Annotated in this window: 17 protein-coding genes; 11 read left to right on the forward strand and 6 right to left on the reverse strand. The window is 73.2% G+C overall.

The features are described from left to right. The first annotated feature begins 17 nt into the window (after positions 1-17). Positions 18-668, forward strand: coding sequence for a M15 family metallopeptidase (locus ACIOD2_RS30970; protein ID WP_400545703.1), 651 nt, complete (start codon positions 18-20; stop codon positions 666-668). An 88-nt stretch (positions 669-756) separates the two neighbouring features. On the opposite strand, the gene ACIOD2_RS30975 is transcribed toward ACIOD2_RS30970, so the two are convergent. Beyond that, entirely contained in the window at positions 757-1,248 is a 492-nt protein-coding gene (locus tag ACIOD2_RS30975; protein ID WP_400545706.1) for a hypothetical protein, read from the reverse strand. A gap of 55 nt (positions 1,249-1,303) precedes the next feature. Continuing rightward, positions 1,304-1,738, reverse strand: a complete 435-nt coding sequence (locus ACIOD2_RS30980) for an ATP-binding protein (protein WP_400545709.1) — start codon at positions 1,736-1,738, stop codon at positions 1,304-1,306. 176 nt (positions 1,739-1,914) lie between these two features. Between ACIOD2_RS30980 and ACIOD2_RS30985 the strand changes: the two genes are divergently transcribed. Continuing rightward, positions 1,915-2,538 (forward strand): SGNH/GDSL hydrolase family protein, encoded by a 624-nt coding sequence (locus tag ACIOD2_RS30985; protein ID WP_400545712.1) that lies wholly within the window; start codon positions 1,915-1,917, stop codon positions 2,536-2,538. A gap of 20 nt (positions 2,539-2,558) precedes the next feature. On the opposite strand, the gene ACIOD2_RS30990 is transcribed toward ACIOD2_RS30985, so the two are convergent. Continuing rightward, positions 2,559-3,413 carry a LysR family transcriptional regulator gene (locus ACIOD2_RS30990; RefSeq protein ID WP_400545715.1) on the reverse strand — a complete coding sequence of 285 codons (855 nt, stop codon included), beginning with the start codon at positions 3,411-3,413 and terminating at the stop codon, positions 2,559-2,561. Positions 3,414-3,508: 95 nt separating this feature from the next. Here ACIOD2_RS30990 and ACIOD2_RS30995 point away from each other — a divergent pair, with 95 nt between their 5' ends. After that, positions 3,509-4,399, forward strand: coding sequence for an aldo/keto reductase family oxidoreductase (locus ACIOD2_RS30995; RefSeq protein ID WP_400545718.1), 891 nt, complete (start codon positions 3,509-3,511; stop codon positions 4,397-4,399). Between the two features lie 9 nt (positions 4,400-4,408). Here the strand turns inward: ACIOD2_RS30995 and ACIOD2_RS31000 are convergent, their stop codons facing one another. After that, positions 4,409-5,335 carry an aminoglycoside phosphotransferase family protein gene (locus ACIOD2_RS31000; protein ID WP_400545720.1) on the reverse strand — a complete coding sequence of 309 codons (927 nt, stop codon included), beginning with the start codon at positions 5,333-5,335 and terminating at the stop codon, positions 4,409-4,411. A 138-nt stretch (positions 5,336-5,473) separates the two neighbouring features. Then, entirely contained in the window at positions 5,474-9,172 is a 3,699-nt protein-coding gene (locus tag ACIOD2_RS31005) for a S8 family serine peptidase (protein ID WP_400545723.1), read from the reverse strand. Between the two features lie 158 nt (positions 9,173-9,330). Between ACIOD2_RS31005 and ACIOD2_RS31010 the strand changes: the two genes are divergently transcribed. Beyond that, positions 9,331-10,320 carry a helix-turn-helix domain-containing protein gene (locus ACIOD2_RS31010; RefSeq protein WP_400545726.1) on the forward strand — a complete coding sequence of 330 codons (990 nt, stop codon included), beginning with the start codon at positions 9,331-9,333 and terminating at the stop codon, positions 10,318-10,320. Positions 10,321-10,390: 70 nt separating this feature from the next. Here ACIOD2_RS31010 and ACIOD2_RS31015 read toward each other — a convergent pair whose 3' ends face one another. Then, positions 10,391-11,383 carry a PaaX family transcriptional regulator C-terminal domain-containing protein gene (locus ACIOD2_RS31015; protein ID WP_400545729.1) on the reverse strand — a complete coding sequence of 331 codons (993 nt, stop codon included), beginning with the start codon at positions 11,381-11,383 and terminating at the stop codon, positions 10,391-10,393. 207 nt (positions 11,384-11,590) lie between these two features. Between ACIOD2_RS31015 and ACIOD2_RS31020 the strand changes: the two genes are divergently transcribed. From ACIOD2_RS31020 to ACIOD2_RS31050, 7 genes are read left to right on the forward strand one after another with little or no spacing between them, the layout of a single operon-like run. Further along, positions 11,591-12,508: a transporter substrate-binding domain-containing protein gene (locus ACIOD2_RS31020; protein WP_400545732.1), complete on the forward strand. Its 918-nt coding sequence runs from the start codon at positions 11,591-11,593 to the stop codon at positions 12,506-12,508. Then, a complete protein-coding gene (locus ACIOD2_RS31025; RefSeq protein WP_400545735.1) occupies positions 12,505-13,380 on the forward strand; it encodes an amino acid ABC transporter permease in 876 nt (291 codons plus the stop codon). The genes ACIOD2_RS31020 and ACIOD2_RS31025 overlap by 4 nt, the downstream gene beginning before the upstream one ends. Next, positions 13,377-14,162: an amino acid ABC transporter ATP-binding protein gene (locus tag ACIOD2_RS31030; RefSeq protein ID WP_400545738.1), complete on the forward strand. Its 786-nt coding sequence runs from the start codon at positions 13,377-13,379 to the stop codon at positions 14,160-14,162. Before ACIOD2_RS31025 ends, ACIOD2_RS31030 begins: the two co-directional genes overlap by 4 nt. Continuing rightward, positions 14,159-15,298: a CapA family protein gene (locus ACIOD2_RS31035; RefSeq protein ID WP_400545741.1), complete on the forward strand. Its 1,140-nt coding sequence runs from the start codon at positions 14,159-14,161 to the stop codon at positions 15,296-15,298. The genes ACIOD2_RS31030 and ACIOD2_RS31035 overlap by 4 nt, the downstream gene beginning before the upstream one ends. After that, a complete protein-coding gene (locus ACIOD2_RS31040) occupies positions 15,295-16,533 on the forward strand; it encodes a CaiB/BaiF CoA transferase family protein (RefSeq protein WP_400545744.1) in 1,239 nt (412 codons plus the stop codon). Before ACIOD2_RS31035 ends, ACIOD2_RS31040 begins: the two co-directional genes overlap by 4 nt. Then, entirely contained in the window at positions 16,530-17,546 is a 1,017-nt protein-coding gene (locus tag ACIOD2_RS31045) for a 2-hydroxyacyl-CoA dehydratase (protein ID WP_400545747.1), read from the forward strand. The genes ACIOD2_RS31040 and ACIOD2_RS31045 overlap by 4 nt, the downstream gene beginning before the upstream one ends. Next, entirely contained in the window at positions 17,543-18,775 is a 1,233-nt protein-coding gene (locus ACIOD2_RS31050) for a 2-hydroxyacyl-CoA dehydratase (RefSeq protein ID WP_400545750.1), read from the forward strand. The genes ACIOD2_RS31045 and ACIOD2_RS31050 overlap by 4 nt, the downstream gene beginning before the upstream one ends. Positions 18,776-18,882 lie beyond the last annotated feature (107 nt).

Consider the following 18,882-nt stretch of genomic DNA (forward strand, 5'->3'; position numbering starts at 1 on the left):
TTGCTGTCATCACGTTCGTGCTGTCCGTGCTCTTCGCCGGTGCCGTGCCGGCGTCGGCCACCACGGCCCCGCCGGTGGAGATCTCCGCGCCGGCGGCCAACGGCCTTCCGCCCTATCTCGCCGTCATCAAGCCGGTCACCGCGGAGCGGCTCGGGTCCAGCTGGCACGAGGGGTGCCCGGTCGGGCCCGACCAGCTGCGGCTGGTGAGCCTGAACTTCTACGGCTTCGACGGGAAGGTCCACCGGGGCGAACTGGTCGTCAACGCCGACCGGGCCATCGAGGTCGCGCGCACCTTCGCCGACCTGTACTTCGGCCGGTTCCCCATCCAGCGGATGGAAACCGTCGAGAAGTACAACTCCGACGACGACGCGTCGATGGCGGCCAACAACACTTCGGCGTTCAACTGCCGGGCGATCACCGGGGGCACCGCCTGGTCCAATCACTCCTACGGGCGTGCCATCGACATCAACACGGTGCAGAACCCGTACATCTCCGGTAGTGGCGCGGTGTATCCGCCCAACGGTGCGCCGTACGTCGACCGCACGCAGACCGCGCCGGGCATGATCCACGCGGGTGACGCCACCGAGCGGGCGTTCACCACCCGCGGCTGGACCTGGGGCGGTTCCTGGGACACCCCGATCGACTACCAGCACTTCGAGAAGCCCTGACACAGACGGAAAAGCCGAGCATCGGCGTCACGGTCTGGCTGGGTCCGGACTGCAAGCACCAGAGCACGCACTACTACCTCAACGACCACTAGGTCCGGTACGGGCCGTTGTCGCCGAGGTCCGGGCTGACGTGCGGGTGCTGTCCGCCTTGTCCGGGGACGGGGGTGACGGCCGGCTCCCACGAGGCGTCGGCCGCCGCCCGCCGCGGGGCCGGGAGCTCGGCGGCGGGCCGGTCGTGCTCGTGGAGGTGCGTTTCCACGACGTTGTCCTGGCGGCGGCGGGCCAGCACGGACAGGGTGGCGGCGTGGGCCACGGCCAGCAGGAGCAGGAACACGCCGATCCGGCCGACGAGCGCGGCCGTCGAGCCCGACCAGCCGGGTCCGATGACCGAGAGCAGGGCCAGCAGGCCCAGGGCGACGAGGTGGAAGACCGTCACCACCATCCGGGCCATCGACCCGGAGCCCTCGTCGCCGTCCGGGCCGCGCAGGTAGCGGCGGCCGCTGCGGTAGAGGACCTGACCGTCCGCCACCACGATGATCAGTCCGATGATCAGGAACCCGGTGAGTTCGTTGTCGGCCATGGCCGCCTCCTCGTTTCGGGTGGGGTACCCGGGAATGGCGGCGTGAAGGGGTGGTTCACCGCATCGAGGGAGGGTCCGCCTCGGGGGCGCGGGTGAGGTCGATTTCGGCCCACACCGTCTTGCCGGTGGCGCGCTGCCGTTGCCCCCACGAGGTGGTGACCGCTTTGACCAGCTTGAGCCCGTGCCCGCCGGTGGCCGACGGGGGACGCGGGCAGGCGGGGTCGAGGCAGGTGTCGTCGACTTCGACGCACAGCCAGCCGCGTTTGCGCAGCAACCGGATCTGCCGGGGTGGTTCGCCGTGCCGGAGGGCGTTCGACGTCAGTTCCTCGACCACCATGAGCACGTCGAGCCGCTGGTCCTCGGGCAGGTCCCGGAGCACCCCGGAGGCCCAGGCCCGCACCGAGACCAGCTCGCCGAGGTCGTCGGCGACCTCCAGGGCGATCACGCGCAACCGGTCGTCGTCCGGGGCCGTTCGGGGTTCGGCCGACATGGGACTGCCTCCTGGGTCGGCATCTCCACGTCGGGTGCGGGGAGCCTGCGCTGCCGCGGGCTACCCCTCGGAGGGCGGCCTGAACCCGAAACCACCGGAACGGGGGCGGCTGCCTGGCGGGCCTCGGACCGGCGACCCCGGGAAACAACGACGCCGGAGCTGCGTTGTACGGGGTGATGACCGTGCCACGCTCTTCTCCCGCCCTCCGGTTCTGCCTGCTCGGCGACTCCCTGGCCGCCGGGGTCGGTGCGTCCCGGCCGGCCGACGCCCTCGGCGAGCGGCTCGCCCGGCACCTGCGCGCCGCGGGCCACCTCGTGGCCCTGCGGGGCTTCGCGGTGCCCGGCGCCCGCTCGACGGACCTGGAACGCCAGGTCGGGGTCGCGCTCGGCGAAGGGACGGATCTGGCGCTGATCGTGATCGGCGCGAACGACCTGGCCTCGTTCGTACCGCCCGCGGTCGGCGCCCGGCAGCTGCACGACGCGGTGACCCGGCTGGTCCGCGCCGGGGTGCGAGTCCTCGTCGTGCCGGCGCCGGACCTCGGCATCGTCTCGCGCGTGCCCGCGCCGTACCGTGCGCTGGTGTCGGCGGCGAGCGGGCAGTACGCCCGTGCCCAGACCGAAGCCGCCGTCCGGGCCGGCGGTTCCGTGGCCGCCGCCGGCCCGGAGATCGCCGCGCGGTTCGCCGCCGATCCCGCCTTGTTCTCGCCCGACCGGTTCCACCCGTCGTCCGCCGGGTACGCCGTGATCGCCGACGCGCTCGCGCCGCACGTGCTCGCGGTGGTGGCCAGCCCGGCCGCCTGAGCGCGAAAGCCAGAAGCCGGTCAGAGGCGTGAGGCCGTCCGGATCAGCCCGGCCAGGGCGCGGGAGCGGCTGTGTGCCGGCCAGACGATGTGGGTGGTCACCGGGGGAGCGTCGCGCACGGGGACGGCGGCGTGCTCGTCCCACAGCCAGGTGCGGGCGGACTCGGGGAAGACCGCGGTGGTGCGGCCGAGGGCGATCAGCTGGGCCAGCTGGGTCTGGTCGCTGACCTCGGGACCCGGGCCGGGCGGGTAGGTGTCGTCGCGGGGCCAGCGGGCGAGCGGGAGATCGGGGACGTCCGCGATGTCGGCCAGGCACAACGTCTTCCGCCGGGCCAGGGGGTGGCTCGCGGGCAGGATCGCCACCTGCCCCTCCGTCATCATCTCGACGCTGTCGAACCCGGCGAGGGAGTTGAACGGCGTGTGCATGAGCGCCACGTCGGCGCGGCCGTCGCGCAGCATCCCTTCCTGTTCGCACAGGCCGCTCGGCAGGACCTCGATCGCGGCGGCGCCCGGTTCGGCGGCGTAGGCGTCGAGGAGCTTGTTGAGCAGCTCGTGGAACGCGCCGGCCTTCACCGCCAGCACGACCCGGTCGCGCGGCCCGTCGGCACCACCGGCCCGTCGGGTGCGGCGGACGGCGGCGGCGGTCGCGTCGAGCGCCGCGCGGCCCTCCCGCAGCAGGACCTCTCCGGCGCCGGTCAGGGCGACGCCGCGGCGGTTGCGCTCCAGCAGGGTGACGCCGAGGCGGCGCTCGAGCTGCTGGATCGCGCGGGACAGCGGGGGCTGGGCGATGCCGAGGCGGTCGGCGGCCCGGCCGAAGTGCAGCTCGCCGGCGACCGCGAGGAAGTACCGCAGCTCGCGGGTTTCCACGGTGTCCATGCCGTCAGTGTAGCTCCCGGTGATACCTGGCAAGTATCACAGCGCACCGGATCGGTGTTGGTCACCCGACCTGGCCGCGGGTGATCATCAACCGCATGAACGCATCCTCGACTGCACTGCCCGGCGGCACCTGGTCCCTGGGCGAGCTGGCCGTCACCCGGTTCGGCTACGGCGCCATGCAGCTGGCCGGCCCCGGGGTCATGGGCCCGCCCGCCGACCGCGACGCCGCGCTCGCCGTCCTGCGCAAGGCCGTCGACCTCGGCATCACCCACATCGACACCTCCGGCGCCTACGGCCCGCGCGTCACCAACGAGCTGATCCGCGAGGCACTGCACCCCTACCCCGAGCCGCTGCACATCGTGACCAAGGTCGGCGCGCGCCGCGACGAGCAGGGTGGCTGGCCCACGGCCCGGCGGCCCGCGGACCTGCGCCGCGCCGTCCACGAGAACCTGGAAACCCTCGGCCTCGACCGGCTCGACCTGGTCAACCTCCGGGTCGGCGACGCCCGGGGGCCGCAACCCGGGTCCCTGGCCGAGGCGTTCGAAACTCTGGTCGAGCTCCAGCAGCAGGGCTTGATCCGGCATCTCGGTGTTTCCAACGCCACGGCGGACCAGGTGGCCGAGGCCCGGGCGATCGCGCCGATCGTGTGCGTGCAGAACATGTACAACCTCGCCCACCGGCAGGACGACCGGCTGATCGACGAGCTCGCCGGCCAGGGCGTCGCCTATGTCCCGTTCTTCCCGCTCGGCGGGTTCAGCCCGCTGCAGTCCTCGGCGCTGTCGGCGGTCGCCTCGCGGCTGGGCACGACTCCGATGTCGGCCGCCTTGGCCTGGCTGCTGCACCGGTCGCCGAACATCCTGCTCATCCCCGGTACGTCGTCGGCGGCGCACCTGACCGAGAACGTCGCGGGCGCGGGCGTCCGGCTCTCGCGTGACGACCTGGCCGAGCTGGACGGGATCGGCCCGGGGCAGGCCGCTGCCCGGTGACACGCGGGGCTATCGCCCCTCGGCGTCGAGCCGGGCCAGCGCGGCGCGGAGGAACGCGTCCCGGCGTTCCCCGAGAACGCCGGCGTCGAGGTCCGGCCGGCCCTGGTCGTGCATGACCGGGACGCAGAAGGCCATGTCGGCCAGGGTGCAGGACGTCGCCACGACATCCCAGTAGGCGAGCTGGTCCGCCCGGTGCCCGGTCGCCTGCTGCCAGCCCCGCAGCACGTGGTCGGCGGCCGGGAGCCCGTACATCAAGGCCGCGTCGAAGCGTGCCCCGCTCAGGTCGATGCCCGGTGAACCGGCACCGGCGCAGTCCCAGTCGACCAGGCCCGTGCAGCGATCGCCCGACCACAGGATGTTCCCGTGCCACAGGTCGCCGTGCACGAACACGCTCCGGCCGGCGGGTACGGGAAGCCGGTCGAGGCGTTCGTCGGCGGTGGCCAGCAGCGCGGTGGTGCCCTGCTCGCGACGCTGGGCCGCGAAGTCCACATCCGCTATCGACCGGGTCCGCAGCGGCAGCGCGTCCCGAGGTGTCAACGGCACCGCCTGCAGGGCCGCCGCGAGAGCGCCCAGACCGCGCAGCCGCTCGGCGGAGGCGACCGGCGGGATCCGGCTGTTCCCGGGCAGGACCGTGGTCAGCACGGCCAGCACGCCCGCCGCGGCACCGTCGAGATCCGCGGCGATCAGCCGGGCCGCGGGCAGCCGGTGCGCACCGGCCACCCGCAGCGCCGCCACCTCGGTGCCGAACCGCTGACGGTGATCGGGGTCGGCCGGGTCACCGAGCCGCAGCACGGCGGCCTCGACCCGGCCGGCCGGGTCGAAGCGCACCAGCCACGGGTTCGCGCCCTCCCGCAAGCCGGTGACGGCGGCCACCCGGGCGTCGCCGCCCACCGCGCCGACCACCCAGCGCCGGACCTCCTCGGACAGCTCGGACATCGCCATCACCTCCCGCGCGTGCATCCGGCCGAACCGAAGTGGCACAGGCTAACGCTCGAACCGGGGTCGTGGGCCCGTCAAGCGCTCGCGGGTTGAGACGCGGCACGGCCCGCCCCGGGTGGGGGCGGGCCGTGCTCGTCAGCGGAGGCCGACCGCGCGGATCACCGTCTGGTCGACCGAGTTCCCGGCCGAGTCGGTGGCGGTCACCCGCAGGGAGGCGAACCGGGCCCTCCCCGGTGCGTCGAGCCGGTAGCGGCCCTGCCGGTCCGCCGTGAGCGCCGACCACGTCACGCCGTCGTCGTACGACACCTCCACGCGCGGCGTCCGCGGGACACCGCCACCCGCGACCGCCACGTCGGTCAGGCCGACCGAGACGGGCGCGCGCTGCTCGACGGTGATGCCGAACTTCGCCCCGCGGGGCACGAGCCCGGCGTCGTCCGCCTGGACGTCGTAGCGGACCTGCAGCAGCGGGAGCAGATCCCGCCGGCCGGGCACCTTCGGCGCGGCGGAGGTGAACGTCCACGCCGTCGTGGTCGAGGACGAGTACGGGTTGAGGGACGCGTCTCGCCGGTTTTCGACGACCAGGCGGTACCGCCGCGGCTCGGGGCCGGGGAGGTCGGGGTACATGACGAGCCCGTTGGAAGTGCTGCCCAGCGGGGTACTGCCCTGGTACAGGGTCGTGGTCTGGCTCGCGCGCTGCCAGTCCTGGCTGCCGCCGGAGTGGTCGGCGTTCCCGTACCCCGGGACGTCGATCCGCAGCTGGTCGTCCGTGCGGGTCGGGCCGAGGTAGTTGTCGTTGAGGTACGGGCGCTGGACGGGCTTGAACCACTCGTCGCTCAGCACGGTGCCGGGGTCGTACTTCCGGCGGACGCCCCACTCGCTCAGGAGCCCGTCGGTGGCCTCGTGGCCCCAGCGGTTCGCGCCGTCGGTGGTGACCCAGTCCGTCCGGTGGGTGCCGATGGCGAGCGGGACGTAGTCGCCGATGCCCCACTCCGAATACGCCGGGAAGTCGTACCGCCATTCCTCGCCCTGGCCGGCCGGGCCGGCGAACGTCTCGTCGATCCGGGCCAGGTTCGCCTTCGACGCGCGGACCGTCATGTCCCGGGGCAGGTCGTTCTGCCAGGTGTGCATGAGGTCGTACACATAGGACGGTGCCGGGTGCGACTCCGTCCGCAGCACGGTGTCCCGCTTCCGGGCCTGGGTGATCAGCTTCTCGCCCTCGTCGGGGCCGAGCAGCCCGACGTCGAGGGTGCTGGGGTGCGCCCCGTCCGCGCCGAAGGACAGGCGCTGCCGTCCCGGCCGGTCGTTGACCACGAGCAGCAGCCGGGCGCCGGCGTCGGCCGCCGCCTTCGCCAGCGCGGCCGGGGTGATCGCGTCGTTTCGGCGCACGACCACCGCCTTACCGCGTGTGCCCGCGAAAGACGACCCGTCGCCGCCGAAGACCAGCGGCAGCGAGCGGGTGCCGTCGGCCAGCGGGGTGACGCCGGACTGGCGGAGGACGTCGGTGTAGTCGTCGCCGCGCGTGGACACCGTCAGTGCCGGCTGTTCCTTGCGCCACCGCGCGCCGAGGGTGAAGTCGCCGTGCGTCACCTTGCCCTGCGGCTGGATCCACAGGCTGTCGAAGCCGGTGTCGGCGAGCCCGAAGTCGTGCCAGCGGCCGTCCTTGTTGAGCATCCGGGAGTATTCGAGCCGCAGGTAGGTGGGATCGCCGGGCTGCGGGGTGGTCTCGTCGATCCGCCGGACCCGGCCGGCGTCGAGGGTGACCGTGCGGTCGGCGTCGAGCGTGAAGTCGGGATCGCCGAGCAGCGCCAGTCCCTGGGAACGCGGGCCGTGGACGCCGGGCACGACCAGGTAGCCGAGCGCGGAGTACTGGTCGGCGGGCGTGTAGAAGCTCACGCTGCCGTCGACCGGGATCGGGATTGGCGTCGGGTCGCCCGCCCGGAGCACGAAGACGAAGGCGGAGGCGGGGTTGCCGGTGGCGTCCTTGACGTTGATGGTCAGCAGGTGGGTCACCGCGCCGAGCGAGACGGCGGTGTGCGCGGCGAGCGCGCCGTCCGGCCCGGTGGCCAGGAGCTGGCCGCTGAAACCGCCGGACCCGCCAGGGGCGGCCTTCGGGTCGATGGTCAAGGTGACCGAAGCGGTGCCGTGCGCGGGCACGGTGACGTGATCGCCCGAGAGCCGGAACACCCCGGCCGGCACGCCGGGGGCCGCGAGCGACAGGGAAAGCGTCACCGGCGCGGCACCGAGGTTGGTGTAGGACACCGGCCGCTGGACCGGGCCCGAGCCGCTCTGCGCGGCGTAGGCGGTGGCCGAGGCGAAGACCCCGGCGTGGACGGCGGCGGACGCGTCGACGCGCCCGCTCCCGGCCTGGAACGCGGTGTAGTCCGGGGTGCGCAGAGCCGTGCTGGTCAGCAGGTCCTTGAGCTGGGCGCCGGTCAGTTCGGGGTGCTTCGCGGCGAGCAGCGCCGCGGCGCCGGCCACGTGGGGCGTGGCCATCGACGTGCCGCTGAGCGTCTGGTAGAAACCCGTTCCTTCGGGCGCGTACTGCGATCGGGCGGCCGAGATGTCGACGCCGGGGGCGGTGATCTCCGGCTTGAGGGCGCCGTCGCCGGCCCTGGGGCCCTGGCTCGAGAAGTCGGCGAGGTGATCGGCGCCGTCCACCGCGCCCACGGTCAGGGCCGCGTCGGCGGCGCCGGGCGAGCCGATGGTGGCGGAGCCGGCGGTGTTGCCCGCCGCGATCACGAACAGCGCGCCGGTCTGGGCGCTGAGCCGGTTCACCGCCTGGGACATCGGATCCGTGCCGTCGGAGGGGTCCAGCGTCCCCAGGCTCAGGTTGACGACCTTGGCGTGGGCTTCGCCGGCCGCCCACTCCATCCCGGCCAGGATTTCGGAGTCGGTGCCGGAGCCGTCATTCGCCAGCACCTTGCCGATGTGCAGCCGGGCGCCGGGCGCGACGCCCTTCTCGACGCCGCCGGACGCCGCGCCCGAGCCCGCGATGGTGGAGGCGACGTGGGTGCCGTGGCCGTGGTGGTCCGTGACGTCTTCGCCGGGGACGAAGCTGCGGCTGTCGGCCACGCGTCCCGCGAGGTCGGGGTGGGTCGCGTCGACGCCGGTGTCGAGCACCGCGACGTCGACACCCTGCCCGGTGTCGCCCTCGGCCCAGACCGGCGGCGCGCCGATCTGCGCGACCGAGCCGGCCAGGTCCGCGTACACCTTGCCGTCGAGCCAGATCCGCTTGACGCCACTGGTGAACGACGGTGCCGGCGCGCCCGCCGACGACTTCGCCGCGGTGCCGCCGGTGACGGCGGCCCAGAAGTCCCGTGCCTTCGCGTGCTCCGCGGTGACGGCGGCGCCCTCGACACTCGGGAGGGCCCGGACCAGCGCCGATCCCGGGAGCGCGGTGGCCGCGCGGATCCCGGGTGACGGCGCGTCGTAGGAGACGATCAGCGGGAGGGTGCCGCTGCGGGCGTCGTCGTAGCCGTCGGCGATCAGGCCGGTGACGTCGAACAGCCGCCGGTCGAGGGTGCCCTTGGCGATGTAGGGCAACGCCGAGTACGGGAAGACGTACAGGTCTCCCGCCGACTCCAGGATCCTCGCCTGGGCGGGCCCGCCGTCCGCTCCCCGCACGGAGATCGTGCCGCCGGCATCCCCGGCGTCACCGGCCGGGTGCACGGTGACGACGTCGCCGGTGATCAGCGTGACGACGTGGGCCGACTGCGCCGCGGCGGCCGGGGCCGGCGGCGCCGCGGCGGCCGGCCCGGCGGCCACGACGGGGACGAGCAAGGAGGCGAGGCACGCGGCCGTCGCGGTCGCCCGGCGCCTGCGGGGAGTTCTCACCGGCGGGGTCCTTTCTCAGCGGGGGGAGGGGATGCGGGCGCCACTGCCCACGCGGGAATGGCCGAACAGTGCCAGCCTGCCCTCGCCGACCACAAGACGTTGGCGTGGCTGCTCACTGCCACTTGGCACAACCTCGACACCTCGGGTAGGACTGCGGCATGGAACTCGCCGTGCTGGGGTTGTCCGCCGAGGAAGAGCGGGTCTACGAGGCGCTCGTCGCGCAGCCCGGATCGACGGTCGCCGCGCTGGCCGACCACCTGGCCACCCCGGCCGGCCCGTTGCCGCGGATCCTCGCCGCGCTCGCCGGGAAGCACCTGGTGACCCGCAGCGGCCGCCCGTCCCGCTACCTGGCGGCGCCGCCGGACATCGCCGTCCACCGGCTCGTGCAGCTGCGGGAGCGGGAACTGAGCGCGGCGCGCGCGAAAGTGCTGTCGCTGTCCGAAATCCACCGGAGCGCGAACCGGACGAGCCCGGAGCTCGTCATCGAGCAGCTGGCCGACCGCGAGACGATCGCCTCGGCCGTCGCCCAGATGGAATCCGAGGCCCACCACCAGGTCCGCGTGTTCGACACGCCGCCGTACTACCAGAAACCCGGGGGCGAAGGCGCCACCAGGAACACCCTGACGCAGATCGCCCGGCACCAGGACGACGGGGTGGCGCACCGGGTGATCTACAGCCAGGACGCGCTGAACTGGCCCCGGAAGCTGGAACTGGACATCCTTCCCGCCGTGCGCGGCGGCGAGCAGGCCAGGACGCGGCGGAGCCTGCCGCTCAAGCTGATCATCCGGGACGACCAGGACGCCCTCATCCCGTTCGACCTCAGCCGGACCGGCCTCCAGGTCGCCTACCTCGTCCGGCGGTCCCCGCTGCTGACCGCGCTCGAAGCGCTGTTCGAAGGCGAATGGCGCCAGGCGATCCCGCTCGACGCGGCCGCACCGGCCACTTCGGACGGTGGCTCCCGCCCGGACGAGGAAACCCTTTCCCTGCTGGCGATGATGCTGGCCGGGTTGACCGACACCGCCATCGCGCACGCGAACGGCTGGAGCACCCGCACGACCTACCGCCGGCTCCAGGCGCTGATGACCGAGCTGGGCGTGTCCACCCGGTTCCAGGCGGGCTGCCTGGCGGAACGCCGCGGCTGGCTCTGAGCGCGGCCCGGTCCTCCGCCCTCCGGTACGACGGTCCGGCCGGAACGCGTGCATCCCCGCGCGACGGGGATCACTGACGGCTTGCTTCGTCCAGCCTGCGGGCCTCGGCGGCCTGCTCGAACGGTGTGTCGCCCGCCGGGTGGTGGTCGCCCATGGTGGCGAACAGGGCCGCCACCTTCGCCGAGTCGTGGTGGGAGGCGAATTCGGCCAGCGCGGGATCCGTGGCGGCCAGCACCTGCCGGAACCGGAGTTCGGCGAGCGGGCCGAGCCGGTCGTAGATCTGCAGGAACACCTTCTGAGCCCGGTCGCGTGCCCAGCCGGCCGGCAGGAGCTCGGCGGGCAGGTCCGGGTCGGTCTCCGGGAACCGGCGCCAGTCGACACGCAGCTCGGTGCGGGTGCGCAGCGCCTGCGCCGGGCTGATCAGGCCGGCGTCGAGGCCGGTGAGCACCTGTTCGTACCGGCCGGCGAACTCCTCGTACTCCCGCGCGAGGGGCTCGAGGTCGAAGGCCGCGACGGGACTGCCCGTGTCGCCGGGGACCTCGGTGGCGCGGAACACCGTCGCACTGCGGAGTTCGAGCTCGCGCAGGGCGTCGAGCGCGGGGCCGGTCAGGTCGTGCGGGCTGACCCAGACGCCGTCGTAGAGGGCGGCGAACCGGAGGACCCGCAGCCGTGACCGCAGCGCCGTGCGCACGCCGCGGTCCTGTTCCGGCACGGAGAACGTCACGACGGTCCACTGCCCGTCCCAGTCGGGCGCGGTCGTGCCGAAGGTGAGCATCCGGTGCGTGCGCTCGATGATCACCTCGGACGTGCGGGCGGGGATGCCGTAGGCCGTCGTCCGCCCGCTCCGCGACACGGTGAGCAGCCCGCGCCCGGCGAGGCGGCGGATCGCGGCCCGCGCGCTGGCCGGGCTGATGTCGAACTCGCCGAGCAGCTCCACCAGCACGGCCGAGGGGATGTGCTCGTCGCGCCAGTACCAGAAGTCGCCGAGCAGGGAGGTCAGCAGGAGCTGCGGTTCGGCACCCTGCTGTGAGCGGGGCAGCGGGCCCGAGGACGTCGCTGTCATCGCGCGCCTGCCTCTTCCGGGGTCGGTTCGGGCGGCCGTCCGGTGTCGGCCGCCGGTGTCCATGGTGGCAGTGCCGATCGGGTGGCCGCGCCGAGGGGTTGAATCACGCGACACATCATGCGACGATCGGCACTCGAACAGCAACCAATCTTGCTCCAGGTTCCCGCGCCGCCCGCTCCGGACGGCCTTCCGCAGGAAGACAACGACATGGGTTCCTCACTTCGTCAATGGCGCCGAAGCTCGCTCGCCGTGGCCGCCGCCGGGCTCGTCCTGGCCGGGTGCACCGTCGACGACGGCGCGGCCAGTGCGCCCACGGCCGCCGCCCTGACCGCCGACCAGGCGCTGCACGACCAGCTGCCGCAGGCGGTCAAGGACTCCGGCCTCCTCCGGTTCGCCGGGGACTCCCACCCGCCGTACCGCACCGTCGGCCCGGACGGCAAGACCGTCACCGGCATCGACCACGACTTCCAGCAGGCGCTCGGCCAGCTCCTGGGCGTGCGCACGGAAACCACCATCGTCAGCGGCCTCCCGGCCGCGCTGCAGGGCATGCTCAGCGGCCGGTACGAGGCCTTCAACGGGCCCGTCAAGGCCACGGCCGAGCGTGAGAAGCAGTTCGACACCGTCACCTGGATGACCACCCGCACCGCCTACGTGGTGCCGGAGGGCTCCGCCGCCGGGATCAAGCAGGCCGCCGACCTGTGCGGCAAGCGCGTCGCGGTGGTCACCGCGAGCGTCGTGGAGGAGCAGCTCGCCAAGCTGTCCGCCTTCTGCCAGGGCAACCGGCGTCCGGTCGTGCAGGTGGTGGGGCTCGACGACACGAACGCCACCCTGCTGGCCGCCAAGTCCGGCCGCGCCGACGCCGCCGGGATGACCCAGGCCGCCGCGATCGACGTGACCAGCCAGCAGAAGGGGCAGTACGAGTACGTCACGCAGACCGAGGAACAGGGCGCCACCAAGGACAACCTCGCGCTCTACACCCCGAAGGCCGGCAAGCTCGGCCCGGTGCTGCAGAAGGCCTTCGAGGAGCTGTTCCGCAACGGCACCTACGCCCGGATCATGAAGCAGTGGGGCATCGAGGACGTCACGGTCCCGCAGCCGCTGTTCGACGTGGCCACCGCGAAATGACCGCGACGTCCACTGTGGAGGAGACGGCGGCGTCCCGCGACGACGTCGCGTCGGCGCGCGGCCGCTTCCGCCCCCTGCGCTGGCTGTTCGTGCTCGTGCTGGCCGTGCTGCTCGCGCAGCTGATCGTCTTCCTGGTGGGCAACGGCCGGTTCCAGTGGGACGTCGTGGCGAAGTACCTCTTCGAGAAGAGCGTCCTGGCGGGCCTGGGCACCACGGTGCTCCTCGCGGTCGCGGCGATGGTGCTCGGCTCGCTGGCGGGCGGCGTGGTCGCGGCGATGCAGCTGAGCGGGTTCGGTCCCGCCCGCTGGGTGGCGACGCTGTGGGTGGGCCTGTTCCGCGGCATCCCGCCGCTGGTGCAGCTGATCTTCTGGTTCAACCTCGCCTACCTGCTGCCGAAGCTGTCGCTCGGCATCCCGTTCGGCCCGGTCTTCGGGACGTGGGACGCCAACACCGTCATCACCCCGCTGACCGCCGCCGTGCTCGGCCTGTCGCTCGTGGAGTCGGCCTACCTGGCGGAGATCTTCCGCGCCGGCGTCTCGTCGGTCGACCCCGGCCAGCGCGACGCGGCCCGGGCGATGGGCTATCCGCCGGGGCAGACGCTGCTGAGGATCGTGCTGCCGCAGGCGATGCGTGTCATCATCCCGCCCGCGGGCAGCCAGTTCATCAACGTGCTCAAGGGAACGGCGCTCGTGTCGGTCATCGCGATGTCGGATCTGCTGCACTCGGTGCAGGTGATCTACAACCGCACCTACGAGATCGTGCCGATGCTGCTGGTCGCCTGCTTCTGGTACCTGGTCGTGGTCACCGTGCTGACCGCGCTGCAGCGCCGGCTGGAGCGCCGGTTCTCCCGCGGCCACCGGAGCCTCCGATGAGCGCGCCCGTGCTGCGGATCAGCGACGTCCGCAAGCGGTTCGGGCCGGTGACCGCGCTGTCGGGGGTCAGCCTCGACGTGCACGAAGGCGAGACCGTCGTGGTCATCGGGCCGTCGGGCTCGGGCAAGTCGACGCTCGTCCGCTGCGCCCACCAGCTGGAGCCGATCGACGGCGGCGCGATGTACCTCGACGGCGAGCTGCTGGGCCACCGGCGCACATCGGGTGGCCTGCGCCCGCTGACCGAGCGGCGGATCGCCGCCCAGCGGCGCCGGATGAGCATGGTCTTCCAGCAGTTCAACCTGTTCCCGCAGTTCACCGTGCTGCGCAACGTGACCGACGCGGCGATCCGCGTGCACGGGCGTGAGCGGTCCACTGTGGAGCAAGAGGCGCGGGACCTGCTCGAGCGCATCGGCTTGGCCGGCCGCGAGGACCACTACCCGCGGCAGCTCTCGGGCGGGCAGCAGCAGCGGGTCGCGATCGCCAGGGCCGTGCTGGTCCGGCCGCGGATCATGCTGTTCGACGAGCCGACCAGCGCGCTCGACCCGGAGCTGGTCGACGAGGTCCTGGCCGTGCTGCGGACCCTCGCCGCGGCCGGAACCACGATGGTGGTGGTCACCCACGAGATGGCCTTCGCCCGCGAGGTGGCCGGCCGGTGCGTGTTCATGGAGGCGGGCCGGATCGTCGAGGAGGGCCCGCCGGGCGAGCTGTTCACCCGGCCGCGGACCGATCGGCTGCGTGCCTTCCTGTCCCGCCATTTGTCCGAAAAGGAGGGTGTTTCGTGATCACTGTCGGCGCCGTCGGCGACCTCATCCTGGACGAGCCGGACCCGGAGTTCTTCCTCGCCCCGGCCGCGCCGGTGCTGCGGGGGATGGACCTGGCGATCGGGCACGTCGAGGTGCCGCACTCGACCACGGCGGTCCAGCACAGCACCGACGTCCCCGCTCCGCCCGCGGACCCCGCGGCGCTCAAGGCCGTGGCCGAGGCGGGCTTCGCGGTGGTCACCCTGGCGGGCAACCACATCTGCGACGCCGGCGACGGGGGACTGGCCGACACGATCGCCTACTCCCGCGCGGCGGGCCTGCGGACGGCCGGTGCCGGGCCGGACCTCGCGCGCGCCCGGCGCCCGGCGGTCGTGCAGCGGGGCGGCCTGCGGATCGGTGTCCTGTCGTACAACTGCGTCGGCCCCAGGGATTCGTGGGCCACCTCCCGCAAGCCCGGCTGCGCGTACGTCCACGTCCTCACGCACTACGAGCTGGATCACGCGAGCCCGGGCGGCCCGCCGAAGATCTACACCTTCGCCGATCCCGACAGCCTGGAGGCGATGGCCGAGGACATCCGCAGCCTGCGGGCGGAGGCCGACGTCGTGCTCGTCTCGCTGCACAAGGGCGTCGGGCACACCCCGATGGTCGTCGCGATGTACGAAAGCCCGGTCGCGCGCGCCGCCGTCGACGCCGGCGCGGACGCCGTGTTCTCCCACCACCCGCACATCATGCGCGGCATCGAGGTCTACAAAGGACGGCCGGTGTTCCACGGTCTCGGCAACTTCGCCACCGTCACCCACGCCCTGACGCCGGGGGCCGGGGTCGGCGCGGACGAACTGCGTGCCTGGGCCGAACGCCGGACGAAGCTCTACGGTTTCACGCCCGACCCGGACATGCCGTTCTTCCCGTTCCACCCCGAAAGCCGCAACACCGCCATCGCCTTCTGCCGCTTCGACGAAACCGGGCTGCACGAGGCCGGCTACGTGCCGTGCCGGATCGACGACCACGGCCGTCCGGTGCCGGTCGGCGGCACGCCGGAGGGCGAGGCGGTGGCGAAGTACGTCGAGGACATCACCCGCGGGGCGGGCCTCAACGGCCGGTTCACCACCCGCGGCACCGAAGTGCTCGTCGATCTCTCCGAAGGGGGTTCCGCATGACCGACCAGCCGCTGGCCGGCCGCACCGTCATCGACCTGACGACCGCGCTCGCCGGGCCGTACGCGACGCTGCTGCTCGCCGGGCTGGGGGCGAGGGTGATCAAGGTCGAGAACCCGGCCACGGGCGGGGACTCGTCGCGCAACAACGCGCCCTACGTCGGCCGCGACGGGCTGAACCTCGCCCGCCGCCACGACGACGACCTGTCGGTGTCGATGCTCTTGCGCGGCCGCAACAAGCTCAGCGTCACCCTCGACCTGAAGAACCCGCGCTCCCGGGCCGTGTTCACCGACCTCGTCCGGGACGCCGACGTGCTGGTCGAGAACTACAGCCCGGGCGTCACCGAGCGGCTCGGCATCGCCTACGAGCAGGTCCGGGAGATCAACCCGCGGCTCGTCTACACCTCGATCAGCGGGTTCGGCGCGCAGGGCGGCCCGGGGTCGGGCAAGGCGATGGACTCGATCATCCAGGCGCTGAGCGGCGTGATGATGACCGCCGGTGAGCCCGACGAGGGCCCGGTCCGGTTCGGCCTGCCGATCGGTGACCTGCTGGCCCCGCTGTTCGCCGTGGTCGGCACGGTGTCGGCGTTGCTGCAGGCCGAGCACACCGGTGAGGGCCAGCGGGTGGACGTGTCGATGCTCGGCGCGCTGACCTCGCTGGTCGCGTGCGAGCCGTTCGACGCCTTCGACGCGGTCGGCCTGCCCCAGCGCACCGGGTCGATGGTGCCGCGGCTGGCGCCGTTCGGGATCCTGCCGGCTGCCGACGGGTACCTCGCGCTCTGCGCGCCGACCGACGCGTTCGCCCACGGCGTCCTCCGCGCGATCGGCCGCCCGGAGCTGGCCGACGACGACCGCTACCGCACGCGTGACCAGCGGGTCCGCACCGCCGACGAGCTGCACGACCTCATCCGCGAGTGGTGCCGCGTGCGGCCGCTGGCCGAGATCCTCGCCGCGTTCACCGCCGAAGGCGTCCCCGCGGCCGAGGTCCGCGAGCCGCGCGACGCCGTCCGCGACCCGTTGGTCCTGGCGCGCGAGGAGGTCGTGCCGCTGCGGCACCCGCGTCACGGCGCGGTGGCCGACCTGGCCGGGACCGGGGTGCCGATCCGGTTCTCCGCCTCCCGCGTCTCGCTGGAGCGGCCGGCGCCGGGGCTGGGGGAGCACAACGAGCACGTCTACCGCGAGCTGCTCGGCTACACCGAACAGCAGCTGGCGGAGCTGGTCGCGGAGGCGGTCATTTGAGCGCGCCGACGGTGGGGTACATCGGCGCCGACGTCCCGGTCGAGCTGATCACCGCGGCGGGGCTGCTACCGCTGCGGCTGACCGGGAAGCCGGGCGAGGACAGCACTCCCGGCGACCGCTACCTCGGCCGCGGCGTCGACCCGGTCGCCCGGTCGATCCTGACGCGGATCCTCACCGGCGGCTACGGGCCGCTCGAAGCGATCGTGGTCTCCCGCGACTGCGAAGCCTCGCTGCGCCTGTTCTACGCCCTGCGGGAGCTGCACCGGGTCGAGCCGGAGCTGCGGCTGCCGCCGGTGCGCCTGGTGGACGTCCTGCACCTGCCGCACCACACGACCACCCGGTACGTCCACGCGAAGCTCGCCCAGCTGCGCGAGTGGCTCGGCCGCTGGCGGCCCATCGGCGACGACGACCTCGCCGCGGCCATCACCGCGCACGACACCCTGCGGCGCTCGCTCGGCCGCTGCGCTGTTTTGCGCCGGGCGAACCGGCTGAGCGGCACCCGGTTCCTCGAGGTCGTCGCCGCGACCACCAGGCTGCCGGTCACGGAAGCCATCACCCTCGCCGACGGCGTGATCGCCGACTCGTCCGAGGCGGACGGGATGCGGCTGTTCCTCACCGGCAGCTCGCACGACGACCCGGCGGTGTACGAGACGTTGGAGCGCAACGGTTTCCTCGTCGCGGGGGAGGACCACGACTGGGGCGAGCTGCTCTTCACCCGCACCTGCGCGGCACCGACGGAGCTCGCGCTGGCCGAGCGTTACCAGTACAACGGCCCGGCCGCGCCGCGCGCGTCCGTCCGGCAGCGCGCGGCGCACACCGCCGCAGCCGCCCGGGCCTGCGGTGCGGAGGTCCTGCTCTCGTACGCCCGGGTGCACGACGACGCGCCGCCGTGGGACTTCCCGGAGCAGCGGGCCGCGACCGGGTTGCGCGCGGTGCTGGCGGAACGTCAGCCGTACGGCGAGCTGACTCCCGGGGCGCTGGCGGCGCTGCTCCCGGCCGGGGTGGTGGCATGACCGCCCGGCTGGCGTCGGCGACCACCGCGACCGCCTACCAGCGCGAGTGGTTCGCTCGCGTGCGCGACGCCGGGGGACCCTTGGCGCTGGTCAACGCGGACGCGCCGCAGGAGATCTTCCGCACGATGGGGATCCCGTACGTCGTCAACCAGTGGTGGGCCTCGATCGTCGCGGCGAAACGGCAGACCCAGCGCTACCTCGGCCTGCTGCGCGAACGCGGTTATCCCGACTACATCGAGCAGTACAGCGCCACCTCGCTGGCGTCCGCGTTCGAGGACGACCCCGAGCAGGCGCCGTGGGGCGGGCTGCCGACGCCGTCGATCGTGCTCGGCGAAACCACCGGCGACGCTTCCCGCAAGATCTTCGACGTCTGGGACGCCCAGCCCGGCGTCACGTACTACCCGCTGGAGAGCGCGGCGGAGAACGCCGTGCCCGAGCGGTGGTGGGAGCTGATGCCGCACCGCTGGGAGGAGGCGATCGGCAGCGATCGCCTGGACCTGCTGACCGGCGAGCTGACCGGGCTGATCCGGTTCCTGGAGCAGACCACCGGCCGGGTGTTCTCCGAAACCGGGTTCCGCGCGGTGATGGACCTGGTCAACGAGCAGCAGGAGTGGAACCGCCGTACCCGCGACCTCATCGCCGCCGCGCGGCCGTGCCCGATCGCCGTCACCGACGGCATCCCGAGCGTCATGGTGCCCCAGTGGCACCGCGGCACCGGGTGGGCGCGCGACGCGGCGCGGGCGTTCCACGACGAGGTCCGCGACCGGGTCGACGCCGGCGTCGCGGTGTGCCCGGACGAGCGGCTGCGGCTGATGTGGGTCGGCCGCGGGCTGTGGTTCGACCTCGAGTTCTACCAGCGGTTCCAGCGTTCGCACGGCGCGGTCTTCGTCTGGTCGATGTACCTCGCCATCGCCGCGGACGGCTACCTGCGCTACGGCGACGACCCGTTGCGCGCGCTCGCCGCCCGCTTCGCCGCCTTCGGCGACCAGCTCTACACGCCGCCGTGGTCGGCCGAGTGGTACGTCAAGGAAGCGCGGCACCACGGCGTCGACGGCGTCGTGCACCTCGTGTCCGACGACGCCCGCGGCAGCTACTTCACCACCCGTGCCCTGCGCGCCGCGGGCGTCCCGGTGCTGGAACTGCACGCGGACAACGTCGACGCCCGCACCGGCGACGACCTGACCACGCGGATGAGCGCGTGGCTCGACGGCCTGGGGCCGGCGCTCTAGGACCTGTCCTCGAAGTGGGTGCTGGTGATCTGCTTTGATCTTCGGGCCGTGGAAGACGGTCTACAACCGGTTCTGGCGCTGGTCACGCACCGGCACCCTGTCCGCGC

The organism is Amycolatopsis sp. NPDC088138 (assembly GCF_044741685.1).
Classification (GTDB): Bacteria; Actinomycetota; Actinomycetes; order Mycobacteriales; family Pseudonocardiaceae; genus Amycolatopsis.

Excerpts from the sequence above, each read along its gene's own strand:
- ACIOD2_RS30975 (WP_400545706.1), bottom strand. The coding sequence starts at position 1,248 with ATGGCCGACAACGAACTCACCGGGTTCCTGATCATCGGACTGATCATC.
- ACIOD2_RS30980 (WP_400545709.1), bottom strand. The coding sequence starts at position 1,738 with ATGTCGGCCGAACCCCGAACGGCCCCGGACGACGACCGGTTGCGCGTG.
- ACIOD2_RS30985 (WP_400545712.1), top strand. The coding sequence starts at position 1,915 with ATGACCGTGCCACGCTCTTCTCCCGCCCTCCGGTTCTGCCTGCTCGGC.
- ACIOD2_RS30990 (WP_400545715.1), bottom strand. The coding sequence starts at position 3,413 with ATGGACACCGTGGAAACCCGCGAGCTGCGGTACTTCCTCGCGGTCGCC.
- ACIOD2_RS30995 (WP_400545718.1), top strand. The coding sequence starts at position 3,509 with ATGAACGCATCCTCGACTGCACTGCCCGGCGGCACCTGGTCCCTGGGC.
- ACIOD2_RS31000 (WP_400545720.1), bottom strand. The coding sequence starts at position 5,335 with ATGTCCGAGCTGTCCGAGGAGGTCCGGCGCTGGGTGGTCGGCGCGGTG.
- ACIOD2_RS31010 (WP_400545726.1), top strand. The coding sequence starts at position 9,331 with ATGGAACTCGCCGTGCTGGGGTTGTCCGCCGAGGAAGAGCGGGTCTAC.
- ACIOD2_RS31015 (WP_400545729.1), bottom strand. The coding sequence starts at position 11,383 with ATGACAGCGACGTCCTCGGGCCCGCTGCCCCGCTCACAGCAGGGTGCC.
- ACIOD2_RS31020 (WP_400545732.1), top strand. The coding sequence starts at position 11,591 with ATGGGTTCCTCACTTCGTCAATGGCGCCGAAGCTCGCTCGCCGTGGCC.
- ACIOD2_RS31025 (WP_400545735.1), top strand. The coding sequence starts at position 12,505 with ATGACCGCGACGTCCACTGTGGAGGAGACGGCGGCGTCCCGCGACGAC.
- ACIOD2_RS31030 (WP_400545738.1), top strand. The coding sequence starts at position 13,377 with ATGAGCGCGCCCGTGCTGCGGATCAGCGACGTCCGCAAGCGGTTCGGG.
- ACIOD2_RS31040 (WP_400545744.1), top strand. The coding sequence starts at position 15,295 with ATGACCGACCAGCCGCTGGCCGGCCGCACCGTCATCGACCTGACGACC.
- ACIOD2_RS31050 (WP_400545750.1), top strand. The coding sequence starts at position 17,543 with ATGACCGCCCGGCTGGCGTCGGCGACCACCGCGACCGCCTACCAGCGC.